Here is a 14,323-nt window from a genome sequence, read left to right as displayed (position 1 = left end):
CTAGCTGGCGGCCGCCGTCGCCTTCGGGGCGACTCGCGCGCGCCGCTCGGGCACCGGAGGCAGGGTCGTCGCGGCCGGAGCGCTCTCGCCGGTCGCCTCGCTCGCCTCGCTCGCGGTGCGCGCAGGCGGGTTGGCGCCCAGGGTGCGCTGGAACGTCGGCGGAATGTAGAAGTCATTCGGCGACAGCTCGTGGATCGACGAGTGTCCGAGGCCGAGTATCGCCGAGTCCAGCCCGCCACGCAGGATGTCCAGCACGTTCTCGACGCCAGCCTGGCCGTTCGCGGCGAGGCCCCACAGATAAGCGCGACCGATCATCACGGCACGGGCTCCGAGTGCCAACGCCTTCGCCACATCGCTGCCGCGGCGAATGCCGCCGTCGAGCACGACCTCGATCTCGTCGCCCACCTCATGGGCGACGGATGACAGCATCCTGATGGTCGCCGGCGTGGAGTCGAGGTTGTTGCCGCCGTGGTTGGAGACCGAGATCGCCGTAACGCCGGCGTCGACCGCACGGCGGGCGTCGTCGAGACGGGTGACGCCCTTGAGCATGAAGGGACCGCCCCAGGCCTCGCGCAGCCAGGCGATGTCTTCCCAGGTGGGAGGAGGGGTCTGCATCCATTCGTAATATGCGCCGAAGAAGGTCGGAGCCTCACCGCCGGGGGGCGTGAGGTTCGGCGCGGTCAGGTCGGGGATGCGGCCGGTCTTGGCGAAGGTCCAGAGCCACTTCGGGTGCGGCAGCACGTTCGGTGCGAGGTCCCAGATCGCCTTGAGGTTCACCTTCTCGGGAATCTGCGGGCTGCCCCAATCGCGTCCGTTGGAGAACGACCAGTCGAGGGTCGAGATCAGGCCCTTCGCTCCGGCGGCGCGAGCACGTTCCATCCGCTGCACCATGGCATCGCGGGTGCCGCTCCAGTACATCTGAAAGAACGTGTTCGGGTTCGCTGCGGTGACCTCTTCGACCGGTTTTGAGGCGAACGAGCTGAGGCCCATGATGGTGCCGCGGTTGTTGGCGGCACGGGAGACCGCCACCTCGCCTTCCGGGTGCACCGCCTGCACGCCGGTGGGGGAGATGATCACCGGGAATGAGATCGGGATGCCCATGACCGTGGTCGACAGGTCCCGCTCTGCCTTGTGCCCGGCCACGTGGGGCGCGAACTGCAGCTCGGCGAAGGCGCCCATGTTGTCGTCGATGGTCAACCCGCGCTCGGAACCGGCGACGAGCGCTCCGTAGACGGATGACGGCAGCCGCTTCTTCGCGCGACGCTGCGCCTCGGCTACCGTCTCGAACCACGCATTCCTGGCCATGATGAACTCCTCTGTTCTCTCTCTTCAGACTAATGGCACCCAGTGTCATATCAAGGGGTATCAGGTGATGAACAGCGCACTCAGGGCGGGCGCCACATCCCGATAGGTGCGAATGAGTTGCGCTGTTCCGTGCCCGCTGGCCGCGAGCTCGCGCCCCAGCTCGATGTCTTTCTCGCCGCTCACGTCGATCAGCACGTCGAGCCGTGGCAACCGTGCAGCGGCGATTCGGGGATCGGGGCCCGCGTTGTGCACGCAGTCGGAGAGCAGGATCACGCGCGCATCGCGAGCGGGGACCCGTGACAGCTGCTGCGCCGCCAACTCCAGCGGGAATGAGACGTTCGTCAGCCCCCGGGCGGGCATCTGCAGCATGGTGTCGAGCAGATCGAGGGGGCGAATCGGTCGGCCCAGATCGAGCAGCACGGCGGCATCCGACCAGAAGGCGATCACCCCGAGAGCATCGCGCTGCAGTTCGGCGGAGAGCGCGCCGACCGTGGCGGCCGCGCTCTGCATCCGCTCGCCCTTCATCGACCCGGACACGTCTACCGCGAGCACCACCGCCCGACGGGTGCGCACTCGATCGCGAACGATGATGTCTTCGTCGTCGGGGAACGGCTTCTCGGCCAGCACCTCGAGTGTGCGGTCGAGGTCGATCTCGTCGGACCCGTAGCTGTATCGCATGCTGGCGAGTGTTCCCGAACCGCGCCGCGCGGAGCGGTCGGTGCGCGGCCGAGGGATGGCCAGCCGCGCCATGATCTCGGTCGCCTTGGCGCGCACGAGCGGATCGGCCGGCACGGCGTCGAGGTCGCCGGGCACCAGCGAGGCATCCTCGTCGGTCATCCCGGTGGCCATCGTCCCTGGCGGGGGCTTGCCCGGAGTGCCGCGCTTCTCGCCCTTCGGCTGCAGCACCATTCCGCCGCTGCCCGCCGACGGCTCGAACACCGTGGGTTCTTCCTCGAGGGTCTTGGGCGTGCGTCGCAGCGGAGCGCGCGCCTTCTCGCTCTTGCGCTGGATGGGCGAGTCCGCCTCGACCTCCCTTCAGCCGGGCTCGGCCGTCGCCGGATCCAGGATGAAGCGGTCCTCCCAAATCTCCCTCAGCACGAGTTCCGGCGTGGTCGCCGCGGCCTCGTCCAGGTGGATGCGGCCGGACAACGCGACGATCATCGCGTCGAAGAACAGTTCGGGGTAGTCGCGGTCTGTCGGACCGTCCAGGCCGCGCAGCAGTGCGAGCTGACCGGCCACCAGCACCGAATCGATGGCCCCGCGCACGCTGCTGCCCTGCCGGATGTCTGCGTGCTCGCGCGTCGCGCGTGTGACGGCCACGGCATCCGCCACCAGGCGCTCGCCGAGGGCGCCGGCCGCCGCGGTGCGGAGTTCGACGATGCCGCGCTCGGCTGGGGCGTCCTGATACTCGACGGCCAAGCGGTTGAGGCGGTCGCTGACGCTCGTCGAGAGTCTGGTGGTGCCGACGTTGTCGTACGGATTCATCGAGGCGATCACCCGGAATGTCGCGAGCGCGACGAAGGTGCCGACCCGGGGCACGGTGATCGAGCGGTCGGCCATCGCGGTCAGAAGGGTGTTGAGCGTGTCTTCCGGTGCGCGATTGAACTCCTCGATGTAGAGAAATCCACCCGCCTCCATGGCCTGTACCAGCGGCCCAGGCACGAAGTTGTCGGCGCTGTAGTCTTCCCTAAGCACGCGCGCCGGATTGTTGTGGCCGACCAGCTTGGCCGGCGTGAGATCGGCGTTGCCCTCGACGAAGAACAGCGGGATTCCCCACTCCTCGGTGATCGCCTTCAGCATCGTCGTCTTGCTGGTTCCTGGGGGACCCTCGAGCAGCATGTCGCGGCCGGCGGCGACGGCGGCCAGGGTGAGTTCCAGCTCGCGCTCACGGCCGACGATGTGTGCGGCGATGCGATCGCGCGTCGCGATGATGTCGGTGGCGGCGTGCGCGAGCTGTGCCATGGGTGCTTCCTTCTTCTGAGTCGCTCGGGTGAGGTGGGGACGGCGATGGCCGCCCCCACCAGTGGGTGTTCCGATACTTCGGTGCCCGCGCTACTTGAGCAGCCAGCCCGCGTCGACCGGGAGTGCGACGCCGGTGACGTAGCGCGCTTCGTCCGAGGCGAGGAACAACAGGGCGTTCGAGATGTCGAGCGGCTCCACCCACGGGATCGGCATCGCATTCATCGCGGTGAAGCGCGGCTGGATGTTCTCCAGCGTCTGCTCCTCGGTGGGCAGATCGGGCGCGAACAGGGCGTAGGTCGCCGCGTTCTTGATCATGTCCGTATTCACCGTGGTCGGGTTCAGCGTGTTCACCCGGATGAAGTGCGGCGCCAACTCGAGCGCCAGCGTGCGCATCAGGCCGACGACACCGTGCTTGGCAGACACGTAGTGCGGGATGTTCGCCATGCCCTTGAGCCCCGCGTCGGAGCTCGTGAGGATCATCGCGCCGCCGCCCGCAGCCTTCAGGTGCGGGATGGTCGCCTTCGCCACGTGCCATACCCCGGTGAGGTTGACGTCGAGCATGTCCTGCCAGTGCTCCTCGTCGAGCTTGTCGCTCTCGCCGAAGCTGAAGATGCCCGCGTTCGCCGAGACGATGTCCAACCGCCCGAGCTGAGCGACGCCCTCGTCTACCGCGGCCTTGACCGCGTCGTAGTCTCGAACGTCGGCCTTGGTCGCGATGATGCGGCGATCGAGTGCCTCGACCTGCCGCACCGTCTCGGCCATGTCATCCGGAGTCGCCATGGGATACGGCACCGAGTCGATCTGGCCTTCGATGTCGATAGCGATGATGTCGGCGCCCTCCTGGGCGAGCCGCAGCGCGTGGCTGCGTCCCTGCCCGCGAGCAGCGCCGGAAACGAACGCGACCTTGCCTTCTACCCGTCCCATGATCACTTCACCAACTGTCCGGCGTCGATGGGGAAGACGACCCCCGTGATGTACCGCGCCTCGTCTGAGGCAAGGAAGAGCACCGCGTTCGAGATGTCGACGGCCTCGACCCAGGGGATCGGTATGGCGTTCATCGTCTTGAATCTCTCGCCGAGCACCTCCCGGGTGCGCTCCTCCACCGGCAGGTCGGGCGCGAAGAGCGCGGCCGTCGCCGCGTTCTGGATCATGTCCGTGTCGACGCTCGTCGGGTTGACGGTATTGACCCTGATCATGTCTCCTGCGAGCTCGAGCGCCAGGGTCTTCATCAATCCGATGACGCCGTGCTTCGCGGCGACGTAGTGACCGATGTTGGGCACGGCCTTCACACCCGCCGATGAGCTGGTGAGGATCATCGCCCCGCCGCCATTTGCTCGGAGGTGGGGGATCGCGGCTTTGGCCGTGTGCCAGACGCCCTTGAGGTTCACATCCTGCAGCTCGTCCCACTCAAGGTCGGTGAGCTCCTCCATCGTGCCGAAGCTGAAGATTCCAGCGTTGGCCGAGACGATGTCGAGCTTTCCGAGCTGGGCGACGCCGTCATCCAGCGCGGCCTTCACCGCGTCGAAGTCGCGAACATCCGCTTTCGAGGCGATGATGCGGCGGTCGAGGGCTTCAATCTGTCTGACGGTCTCGGCCATGTCCGCAGGCGTTGCCATGTCGTATGGAACGGTTCCCATTTGATCTTCGATGTCGATCGCGATGATGTCTGCGCCCTCTTGCGCCATCCTCACCGCATGGCTGCGCCCCTGGCCGCGGGCGGCCCCGGTGATGAAGGCAACCTTGCCTTCTAGTCTTCCCATGATGCTTTCTTCTCTCTATCTATTGTTCGCGCTGCACCGATGGTTCGAGCAGCGCTGATCGATCAGCGCTTGTTCACGAAACCGGCGTCGATCGGGAGCGTGATTCCGGTGACGTACCGCGCCGCGTCCGACGCCAGCCAGAGCACGGCGTTGGAGATGTCGACGGGCTCGACCATGTCGACCGGGAGGGCATTGGCCATCGCCTGGCCCATCGCGGGGTCGGACTGGATGAACTCCTGCATTGCCTCGTTCATCACCATCGGCGTCTTCACCCCGGTCGGATGAACCGTGTTGACCCGGATGGAGAACTGGGCAAGGTAGTTCGCATACGCGCGCATCAGCCCGACCACCCCGTGTTTGGCAGCGGTGTAACCGAGTCCACCGGGGGTGTTGCCACCGATGCCGGTAAGCCCCGCTGTCGAGCTGGTCAGGATGATCGACCCGCCTTTGCCGCCCTCGATCATCTGCGCAATGGCGACCTCGACGGTGTTGTAGACACCCGTGAGGTTGACGTCGAGCACGTCCTGCCACTCCTGAGCTGACGGGTGCAGCGACATCGGCGCGATGCCGGCGTTCGCCGAGACGATCTGTACCAACCCCAGCGCGGCGACGCCCTGGTCGAATGCGGTCTGCAGTGCACTCTTGTCGCGCACATCTGCCACCGACGCCACGATGCGTCGGTCGAGCGCCTCGACCGCTTTCACGGTCTCGGCCAGGTCGGCCTCGGTGGCCATGGGGTAGGGAACGGTGTCGATCTGCGCCGCGATGTCGATCGCGATGATGTCGGCTCCTTCCTGGGCCAGACGGATGGCGTGGCTGCGGCCCTGACCGCGGGCCGCGCCGGTGATGAAGGCGACTTTTCCTTCGAGTTGTCCTGCCATGGGTTTCTTCTCCTTTTCAGTACCGCGTATTGCCGGCGTCGACGGTCAGCTCCGTCGAGGTGATGTAACGGGCTTCGTCCGAAGCGAGGAACAGCACGGCGTTCGATTGATCGACGGGCTGGGTGATCTGGATCGGCAGCAGGTTGGCGAGCATCCCGCCGAGGCTCGGGTGCTTCTCCAGCAGGGGGCCGAATGGGTTGTCGGGCATGTCGCCCATCGGGGTGTCGACCCCGGTGGGGTGCAGGGTGTTGACGCGGATGTTGTACTCGGCGAGCTCCGTGGCGTACGACCGCATGATTCCGACGACACCGTGCTTTGCCGTGACGTAAGCGCTCAGGAACGGCAGCCCCTTGATGCCGGCGGCAGAACTGGTCAGCACCATCGATCCACCGCCGGCCGCGACGAGATGCGGAGCGGTCAGGCTCACGGTGTTCCACACACCCTTCACGTTGGTCGCGATGGTCTGGTCGAAGATGTCTTCCGTGGTCTCGTCCCACGCGGCGATGACGCAGATTCCGGCATTGGCGACCACGATGTCGAGGTGGCCGAGCTGAGCGACGCCGTCGTCGATCGCCTTCTTCATCGCGGCCCGATCGCGCACGTCGACCTTGCTGGCGATGATCCGTCTGTCGAGCGCCTCGACCTGGCGCACTGTCTCTGCCAGGTCCGCCTCGGTGGCGGAGGGGTATTGGACGTTCGGAATGTGGTCGCAGAGATCCACGGCGATGATGTCTGCGCCCTCCTGGGCGAGCCTCAGTGCGTGACTGCGTCCCTGTCCTCGAGCTGCTCCAGTGATGAACGCGACCTTGCCTTCTACACGCCCCATTGCATGTTCCTTCTCTCTTATTCAGTTGATCGAACTTGTGTGTGTCGAACGGTTCTCTGGTGGGAACCTTTTCCCGGGTCGCCCGAGGACCGCGTGGCAAAACGCGGTTCTCGGTGACTCGAAGATCTAGCTAGCGCAGGTATCGCCACCGCAAGCGCAGCCCGAGGTAGTGGGTCCCAGCAAGTTCTTCCCCACGAGCGCACTGGCGGATGCCGGCGGTGGTGATGCAGGCTGTGCTGATGCCGGCGGTGCGGCCTGCCTGAAACCGATCAGCGGGTCGGGTTCACAGTCGGCGTTGACGCCGGTGGGCGCGATCCCGGAGCGCCTGCTCAGAGTGAGCTGCACCGGCCCCATGCCCTCGCGCACCTTCCTCGTCGTGCGGTGCGAGTGATCGACGATTGCGGAGGTGGGCAGAACCGGCCCGCCGTCTTTCTCCTTGCGGCTTTTGAGCAGCTCCTCGCCGTAGCCCTGGACGCATTCCGGGTCGGGGCCGTCGAGGGGGAGGCCGGTGAAGAACTTGGCGGCCATGCATCCGCCCTTGCAGGTGTCGAAGAAGTTGCACGAGGCGCAGGCCCCGCCCGACTGCGGTTCGCGCAAGCGTAGGAACAGTTCGGAGTGCTGCCAGACCTCCTGAAAACCGCCCTCGGAGCGGACGTTTCCGGCGAGGAACTCCTCATGGATGGCGAAGGGGCAGGCATACACGTCACCGACCGGATCGATCAGGCAGACCACGCGACCCGCGCCGCACAGATTCAGGCCGGGCAGGGCATCCCCGAAGGCGGAGAGGTGGAAGAAGGAATCACCGGTCAGCACGCCCTCGCCGTTCTTCACCAGCCAGTCGTAGAGTTCGCGCTGCTGCTCGTGGGTGGGGTGCAGTTCGTCCCAGACATCCGCTCCCCGCCCTGACGGACGCAGGCGGGTGAGGCGCAGCTGTGCGCCGAAACGGTCGGCGATCTCCTTGAAGTCGTCGAGCTGGGGGATGTTCTGGCGGGTGCAGACCACCGAGATCTTGTAGTTCTTCATGCCGGCGTCGTACAGGTTCTGCAGCGCTCGAAGCGCCGTGTCGTATGACTTGGGGCCGCGGATGTAGTCGTTGACCTCTGCGGTCGCACCGTCGAGCGAGATCTGCACGTCGAGGTAGTCGTTGGCGGCGATGCGTCGAGCGATCTCCGGGGTGATCTTGATGCCGTTGGTCGAGAACTTCACCCCGACGTGATGATCCGTGGCGTAGTCGAGCAGCTCCCAGAAATCGGGGCGCACCGTCGGCTCGCCGCCGCCGATGTTCACATAGAAGACCTGCATCCGTTCGAACTCGTCGATGACGGCCTTGGCCTCATCGGTGGTCAGTTCGCGCGGATCGCGCCGTCCGGAGCTCGACAGGCAGTGAACGCAGGAGAGGTTGCACGCGTAGGTGAGTTCCCAGGTGAGGCAGATCGGGGCGTCGAGACCGTACTCGAACAGGTCGACCAGCCGTGTTCCCGGCGTCGGTGCCGGTGGTGCGCTGCGGGGTGAGTCCAGGAGGGTCATGCTGCCCTTTCGATGACCATGGATGATTGGGCGAGCGTGTCGAGAGCACGCTGGTACCGTGGGAGATCCGCGTCACCCACGCCCGCTGACGTCAACGCGTCACGGACGGTGGGGGAGGCGGACAGGGATTGCACCACCGCGAGGAGGGTGCGGTCTTTCAGGAACGAGAGACGCCGGGTATCGAAGTGATACAGCAGGGCCCCGAACGGTTCCGGCCTGACCGAGACCTTCGGATGGAGATCCCATCCCTGGTCGAGGTCGACGGTAGACATCGGGTCGTCTTAGTAGACGCCGCACATGCCGTCGATGGACACTTCTTCAACGAGAGTGTCGGTTTCGACGATGTCGGTCACTTCTTCGGCCTGCTCTGTGGGACCCATGGCGAATCTCCTCGTGCTAGTTATCGACTGCTGTGTCGACGGTGCCTGTGATTGATTTCACACTAATGACACCGAGTGCCGATGGGAAGAGGAACTTGCTGTGAGTAGCACAAGCGACGACCAAGCGAGCGTCCGGATTGGTCGCCAACCCTCCACCTCGCGATCGCAGCTGAGCCACATCGCGCTGCAACTGTTCATCGAGAACGGATTCGAGCAGACCACCGTCGACGACATCGCCGCAGCCGCCGGAATCGGCCGCCGTACCCTGTTTCGGTACTTCGCCTCGAAGAACGATCTGCCGTGGGGGGACTTCGATGCGGGGCTCGCATCGATGCGCGAGCTTCTGGCGAACCTCCCGGAGGACATGCCGCTCGTCGAGGCTCTGTCGGTCGCGGTGATCGAGTTCAACCGCTTCCCGGTCGAGGAGGTGCCGTTTCACCGCGCGCGCATGGACCTGCTGCTGAACGTTCCGGCTCTCGTCGCGCATTCGACGCTGCGCTACGTCGAGTGGCGCAGGGTGGTCTCGGACTACGCGGCGTATCGGCTCGGAATCCCCGAAGACAGCATCCGCCCTCAGGCGATCGCCTGGATCTTCCTCGGCACCTCGCTCTCCGCCTACGAGCAATGGCTCAAGCACGACGACGCCGATCTCACCGAGCTGTTGCAGTCCGCGTTCGCCATGCTCCGTGACGGATTCTCGGCGGAATCGCTGGGCGACGGCGGCTAGCGCTTTCGGGTGCGAGGACGATACTGGGGCAATGCCCGCCCCCGACGATGACGTCATCGAGTACGACGTCATCGAGTACGACGTCATCGTCGTCGGCGCGGGTTCGGCCGGGGCTGTCGTCGGCGCTCGCCTGAGCGAGGATCCGCAGCGTCGCGTGCTCGTGCTGGAGGCCGGGCCGACCCCGCAAGCGACGGATGACTTCCCGCCGGAGCTTCTCGACCCCGGCACGGTCCGCGGCGCTCTCCCCGGCTACCCCGACAACTGGTCCTTCCTCGGCCACCTCACTCCCGACCTGCCGTACTCCATCGCCCGCGGCAAGATTCTCGGGGGCTCGAGCACCATCAACGGCGCATATTTCATCCGTGGCCGGCGCGAGGATTTTGACCGCTGGTCGGCGGGCGGCAATGGCGAATGGGCCTGGGAGAACGCGCTGCCGGTCTACCGCCGGATGGAGCGCGATCTCGATTTCGGAGCCTCGGCGGTGCACGGTGAGGATGGCCCGATGGTGGTCGAGCGCCCGCCGCAGGATCACGTCGCAACCAGAGCATTCGCTCGGGCGGCAGCCGAACTCGGTTTCGTCGCCGAGCCGGACAAGAACGATCAGACCGAGCCCGGCTACGGCCCGATCCCGATGAATGCCGCTAACGGCATACGTCTTAACACTGGTATCGCCTACCTCAACCCTGCGAGATCGCGGCCGAATCTGACGGTGCAGGGCGAAAGCTATGTGCGGCGGGTGGTGTTCGACGGCGGGCGAGCTGTGGGGGTCGAGGTCTCCTGTCGGGGGGAGATCGAGATCATCCGCGCGAGGGAGATCGTGCTCTCGGCGGGATCGGTGAAATCGCCACATCTGCTGCTGCTCTCCGGCATCGGACCGCGCCAACAGCTGGAGGAGCTCGGTATCCCCGTGATCGCCGACCTGCCCGTCGGCCGGGCGTTCAGCGATCATCCGGAGCTCGCTGTCGGCTGGGAGCCGTTGCGCGACATCGTCGACTACTCGACCACCCAATCGATGGCGTCGTGTCTCAACTTCACTGCCGCCGGATCTCCCCATGTCGGCGACCTGGAGATCATCCCGCTGCTCAAGCCGATGGGGTACCTGCTCACCGGGAGCGGGCAGAGCACCGCGGTCGGGGTGCGGGCGGCGGCCAGGCATCCGTTGCGGTCGGCGCGCGCCATGAGAGGGGTGTCGCTCCGGCGTTTCGGGCAGCAGGTAGCGCACCAGAACGATCTGGCGCTTCTGGTCGCCGTGCAGGCCGAGACCTCGCGCGGGCAGATCACCCTGGAGAGCGCCGACCCGACGGTGCAGCCGGGGATCGACTACAACTACCTCTCGAGCGAGAGCGACCGCGCCCGCATGCGAGAGGCGGTGCGCACGACGGTGGCGCTACTGCGCAGCCGGGCGTACCGACAGCTCTTCCGCCGTCTCACCGAGCTGACCGACGTGGTGCTCGAGGATGATGCCGCGCTCGACTCCTGGATGCTCGGCCACCTCGGCACGGCGATCCATCTGTGTGGGAGCGCGCCATTCGGCGCTGCGACCGATCCGGCAGCGGTGGTCGATCAGTTCGGCAGGGTTCACGGGGTGCCGGGGCTGCGGGTCGCCGACACGTCGATCCTGCCGATCACGCCGACACGAGGGCCGGCCGCCACCGCGGTGCTCGTCGGGGAGCTGATCTCCGGCTTCATCCGGCGCGGCGACTGACCGCTCGATCATCCGCTCTCCGGTCAGTCTGTTCCGCCGCCGGTCAGGCGTTCGATCAGCTCGCGATACCGCGCGGCCGTCTGGGCCACGATCTCGGCGGGAAGTTCGGGCGGGGTGCCGGTCTTGTCCCAGTTGGCGCTCAGCCAGTTGCGCACGATCTGCTTGTCGAAGCTGTCCAGTCGGTTCGGGCCACCGGCGGCGTAGGTCGCGGCATCCCAATACCGGGAGCTGTCGCTGGTAAGCACCTCGTCGGCCAGCGTGATCAGCCCGGTGTCGTGATGTGCACCGAACTCGAACTTCGTGTCGGCGAGGATCAGCCCGCGCTTCGCGGCGATGGCGGATGCCCGGCGGAAGATCTCCAGGCTCAGCGTGCGCAGCGACTCCGCGATCTCCGGCCCGACGAGCTCGACTGTGCGCTCGAAGCTGATGTTCTCGTCGTGCGCCCCCATCGGCGCCTTGAACGCGGGGGTATAGATGGGCTCGGGCAGGCGGTCGCCGTTCTGCAGCCCGGTCGGCAGCGGGATGCCGCACACCGTCTGGCTCTGCTGATATTCGAGCCAGCCCGACCCGACCAGGTATCCGCGCACCACGCACTCGATCGGAAACATGTCCAGCGTGCGGGCCAGCATGGCGCGGCCCTGCACGGCGTCGGGGATCTCGGTGGCCGGCTGACCGGTCGCGTCTTCCGTCATGCCCGAGAGCAGGTGATTCGGGATGCCCTCCAGCTGGTCGAACCACCACAGGCTGAGGGTGGTGAGCAGCTCGCCCTTGCCCGGGATGCCCGGCTCCAGCACGTAGTCGAAGGCACTCACGCGGTCGCTGGCCACCATGAGCACGCGGCGGGCGTGCTCGAGGTCGGTCACGCCCATATCGACGTAGAGGTCGCGCACCTTGCCGGAGTAGGCGTGAGTCCAGCCCGCGAGTTCGGTCATTCGGCTACCTTCGCTGCGATGTCGGTGCGGTACTGGCCGCCCTCGAGGTCGATGGCCTCGAGCGCGAGGTAGGCGCGCGATCGCGCCTCGGCGAAGTCGGCACCGGTCGCGACGACGCTGAGCACGCGGCCGCCCGTGGCGATGAGGTCGGAATCGCCCTGGTCGTTGTCGGCGAGTGCGGTCGCCGCGTGCGCGATGCTCACGCCGTGGATGGCGAGCGCGGTGTCCACCCCGACGATGCGACGGCCGGTGATGGGAGATTCGGGGTAGCCCTCGCTGGCCAGCACGACCGTGACGGCCACGTCATCCGAGAATTCCGGCCGGGGCAGGCCGCCGAGCTCGCCGCTGGCGGCCGCGAGCAGCAGACCGCTGAGCGGGGTGACGAGGCGGGGCAGCACCACCTGGGTCTCCGGGTCGCCAAAGCGGGCGTTGAACTCGATCACGCGCACGCCGGCGTCGGTGATGATCAGCCCGCAGTACAGAAGACCGATGAACGGGGTCTGCTCGGCGGCAAGCGCACGCACGGTCGGCAGCGCGATGGTGTCGATGACCTCGTCGACGAAGCCGGCGGGCAGCCACGGCAGCGGCGAGTATGCACCCATGCCGCCCGTGTTCGGGCCCTCGTCGCCGTCGAGTAGGCGCTTGAAGTCTTGCGCGGGGGAGAGCGGGAGCACGTTGTGGCCGTCGCTCAGCAAAAAGAGCGAGACCTCCTGGCCGGCGAGAAACTCCTCGATCAACACGCTGCCGTGGCCGAGCCAGTAGCGGGCATGAGCCAGGGCATCGTCGCGATCGCTCGTGACCATGACGCCCTTACCCGCGGCGAGGCCGTCGGCCTTGACCACGTAGGGGGCGCCGTATTCGTCGAGCGCGGCAGCGACATCCTCGAAGCTCCCGATGCGCTGGGCACGGCCGGTGGGAACTCCCGCCACCTCCATGATGCGTTTGGCGAACGTCTTGCTGCCTTCGAGGGCAGCGGCGGCCTTGCCGGGGCCGAAGGTCGGGATGCCGTGCTCCCGAAGCGCGTCCGCTACACCCGCCACGAGGGGCGCTTCCGGCCCGATCACGACCAGTTCGGTGTTGTTCTCCAGCGCGAATTCGGTCACGACGCTGGGGTTGCTCGGGTCGAGGTGGATCACCTCCACGCCACTGGCCGCGATGCCGGCGTTACCGGGGGCGACCGTGATGTCGTGACGCGGGGACTCCCGCAACAGGGCGGTGACGATCGCGTGTTCGCGGGCGCCGGAACCGAGGACGAGAATTCTCACTGGGCAAGCGTACCCAGTGCACCGATGCCGCAACCACGCATCCGAGTACCGTAGGGGTATGCCTACTCCCACCATCCCCGACGCCCAGGGAGCAGAGGCGGTTCGCCGCGCGCTCGCCACCGAACCGGACCGCGAGACGACTGCTCTCGCCGTGCGCTACCTGCTGCAGGTGATCGCCGAAGACGTCCCCGGCAACTCCGTTGAGGTGCGCGTGCCGCCGTTCGGCGCGGTTCAGTGCGTCGAGGGCCCAGGCCACACCCGCGGCACCCCGCCCAACGTAGTCGAGACGGATGCTTTGACCTGGCTCGAGCTGGCCACCGGCGGCACCGACTGGGCCGCCGCCGTCGCGGAGGGGCGCGTGGCGGCGTCCGGCGCCCGCGCCGACCTCGCCGCCCTGCTGCCGCTGCGCTGGGAGCGCTGACTTCCTGCCGCCGGACGCGCAGTTCGCTGGTTGAGTAGCGCCCGAGGGACGAGGACGCGTAGTTCGCCGGTTGAGTAGCGCCCGAGGGACGAGGACGCGTATCGAAACCCCCGTGCGGTGGGTCTCGATACGGCTGCTCCTTCGTCGCGGCCTACTCGACCGGCGAATGGCGTGAGTCGCGACGCTCAGCAAGCTCAGGGGACAATGGGGGGATGAGCACCACGCCCCCGAACGAGAGCGCGCCCGAGAGTCCCGCCAATGGGAGTGCCGAGACGGCACCCGAGCCCGTGGAGCCCATCGCCCGCGTGGTGACCTCGCGGGTCAGCATCCGTCGTGCGCCCAAGGTGCCGGTGTTCCTGGTGTTGGGTGGCGCGATTGGCGCGATCGTCACCATCATCGTGACGGCGGCGTTCCCGACCGACCCCGCGACGGGTTTCATCGCGACGGTCGGCTATTTTCTGCTCTACGGCATCCCCGCCGGCGTCGTGCTCGGTGCGCTGGTCGCGATAATCCTGGACCGGGTCTCGTACCGCCGCGCGAAAAGCGTGCCGGCCGAGCAGACCACGGTCGACCCGCTGCCGTACCCCGATGACGACGACGCCTCCCCCCAGCCCTGAGTTGCATGTTTTGGC

General features: G+C 66.9%; 16 protein-coding genes. 4 read left to right on the top strand and 12 right to left on the bottom strand.

What is annotated here, in order from left to right; all coding sequences use genetic code 11:
- The 10 genes from mftD to mftA all read right to left on the bottom strand — a co-directional run bounded on the left by mftD (position 1) and on the right by mftA (position 8,641).
- Positions 1–1,305 carry a pre-mycofactocin synthase MftD gene (gene mftD, locus IV501_RS13050; protein ID WP_200556757.1) on the bottom strand — a complete coding sequence of 435 codons (1,305 nt, stop codon included), beginning with the start codon at positions 1,303–1,305 and terminating at the stop codon, positions 1–3.
- A 60-nt stretch (positions 1,306–1,365) separates the two neighbouring features.
- The gene (locus IV501_RS16220) at positions 1,366–2,244 is read right to left on the bottom strand and encodes a vWA domain-containing protein (protein WP_200556756.1); all 879 of its coding nucleotides are present in this window, start codon (positions 2,242–2,244) and stop codon (positions 1,366–1,368) included.
- Between the two features lie 96 nt (positions 2,245–2,340).
- Complete coding sequence (locus IV501_RS13040) at positions 2,341–3,267, bottom strand: AAA family ATPase (protein WP_200556755.1); 927 nt, start codon at positions 3,265–3,267, stop codon at positions 2,341–2,343.
- 90 nt (positions 3,268–3,357) lie between these two features.
- Positions 3,358–4,191: a mycofactocin-coupled SDR family oxidoreductase gene (locus IV501_RS13035; RefSeq protein ID WP_200556754.1), complete on the bottom strand. Its 834-nt coding sequence runs from the start codon at positions 4,189–4,191 to the stop codon at positions 3,358–3,360.
- Positions 4,192–4,193: 2 nt separating this feature from the next.
- Complete coding sequence (locus IV501_RS13030) at positions 4,194–5,027, bottom strand: mycofactocin-coupled SDR family oxidoreductase (RefSeq protein WP_200556753.1); 834 nt, start codon at positions 5,025–5,027, stop codon at positions 4,194–4,196.
- A gap of 62 nt (positions 5,028–5,089) precedes the next feature.
- Positions 5,090–5,908 (bottom strand): mycofactocin-coupled SDR family oxidoreductase, encoded by an 819-nt coding sequence (locus IV501_RS13025; protein WP_200556752.1) that lies wholly within the window; start codon positions 5,906–5,908, stop codon positions 5,090–5,092.
- Positions 5,909–5,924: 16 nt separating this feature from the next.
- Positions 5,925–6,734: a mycofactocin-coupled SDR family oxidoreductase gene (locus IV501_RS13020; protein WP_200556751.1), complete on the bottom strand. Its 810-nt coding sequence runs from the start codon at positions 6,732–6,734 to the stop codon at positions 5,925–5,927.
- A gap of 126 nt (positions 6,735–6,860) precedes the next feature.
- Complete coding sequence (gene mftC, locus IV501_RS13015; RefSeq protein WP_234698525.1) at positions 6,861–8,261, bottom strand: mycofactocin radical SAM maturase; 1,401 nt, start codon at positions 8,259–8,261, stop codon at positions 6,861–6,863.
- On the bottom strand, positions 8,258–8,533 hold the full coding sequence (gene mftB, locus IV501_RS13010) for a mycofactocin biosynthesis chaperone MftB (RefSeq protein ID WP_200556750.1): 276 nt from the start codon (positions 8,531–8,533) through the stop codon (positions 8,258–8,260). Before mftB ends, mftC begins: the two co-directional genes overlap by 4 nt.
- 9 nt (positions 8,534–8,542) lie before the next feature.
- The gene (mftA, locus tag IV501_RS13005; protein ID WP_200556749.1) at positions 8,543–8,641 is read right to left on the bottom strand and encodes a mycofactocin precursor MftA; all 99 of its coding nucleotides are present in this window, start codon (positions 8,639–8,641) and stop codon (positions 8,543–8,545) included.
- Between the two features lie 100 nt (positions 8,642–8,741).
- On the opposite strand from mftA, the gene mftR reads away from it, so the two are divergent.
- Together mftR and IV501_RS12995 are read left to right on the top strand one after the other, a co-directional pair.
- Positions 8,742–9,368, top strand: a complete 627-nt coding sequence (mftR, locus tag IV501_RS13000) for a mycofactocin system transcriptional regulator MftR (RefSeq protein WP_200556748.1) — start codon at positions 8,742–8,744, stop codon at positions 9,366–9,368.
- A gap of 31 nt (positions 9,369–9,399) precedes the next feature.
- A complete protein-coding gene (locus tag IV501_RS12995) occupies positions 9,400–11,073 on the top strand; it encodes a GMC family oxidoreductase N-terminal domain-containing protein (RefSeq protein WP_200556747.1) in 1,674 nt (557 codons plus the stop codon).
- Between the two features lie 23 nt (positions 11,074–11,096).
- Here the strand turns inward: IV501_RS12995 and IV501_RS12990 are convergent, their stop codons facing one another.
- Positions 11,097–12,005, bottom strand: a complete 909-nt coding sequence (locus IV501_RS12990; RefSeq protein WP_200556746.1) for a phosphoribosylaminoimidazolesuccinocarboxamide synthase — start codon at positions 12,003–12,005, stop codon at positions 11,097–11,099.
- Positions 12,002–13,270: a phosphoribosylamine--glycine ligase gene (purD, locus tag IV501_RS12985; RefSeq protein WP_200556745.1), complete on the bottom strand. Its 1,269-nt coding sequence runs from the start codon at positions 13,268–13,270 to the stop codon at positions 12,002–12,004. The genes IV501_RS12990 and purD overlap by 4 nt, the downstream gene beginning before the upstream one ends.
- A gap of 58 nt (positions 13,271–13,328) precedes the next feature.
- On the opposite strand from purD, the gene IV501_RS12980 reads away from it, so the two are divergent.
- Both IV501_RS12980 and IV501_RS12975 read left to right on the top strand, forming a co-directional pair.
- Positions 13,329–13,691, top strand: coding sequence for a sterol carrier family protein (locus IV501_RS12980; protein WP_200556744.1), 363 nt, complete (start codon positions 13,329–13,331; stop codon positions 13,689–13,691).
- 212 nt (positions 13,692–13,903) lie between these two features.
- Positions 13,904–14,308 (top strand): hypothetical protein, encoded by a 405-nt coding sequence (locus tag IV501_RS12975; protein WP_200556743.1) that lies wholly within the window; start codon positions 13,904–13,906, stop codon positions 14,306–14,308.
- The last annotated feature ends 15 nt before the right edge of the window (positions 14,309–14,323 follow it).

Origin of the sequence: Lacisediminihabitans changchengi (assembly GCF_016634425.1) — a bacterium.
In the GTDB taxonomy this organism is placed as follows: domain Bacteria; phylum Actinomycetota; class Actinomycetes; order Actinomycetales; family Microbacteriaceae; genus Lacisediminihabitans; species Lacisediminihabitans changchengi.
Note: the sequence above shows the minus strand (reverse complement) of the source record. Positions and strands in the feature narration are given on the sequence as shown.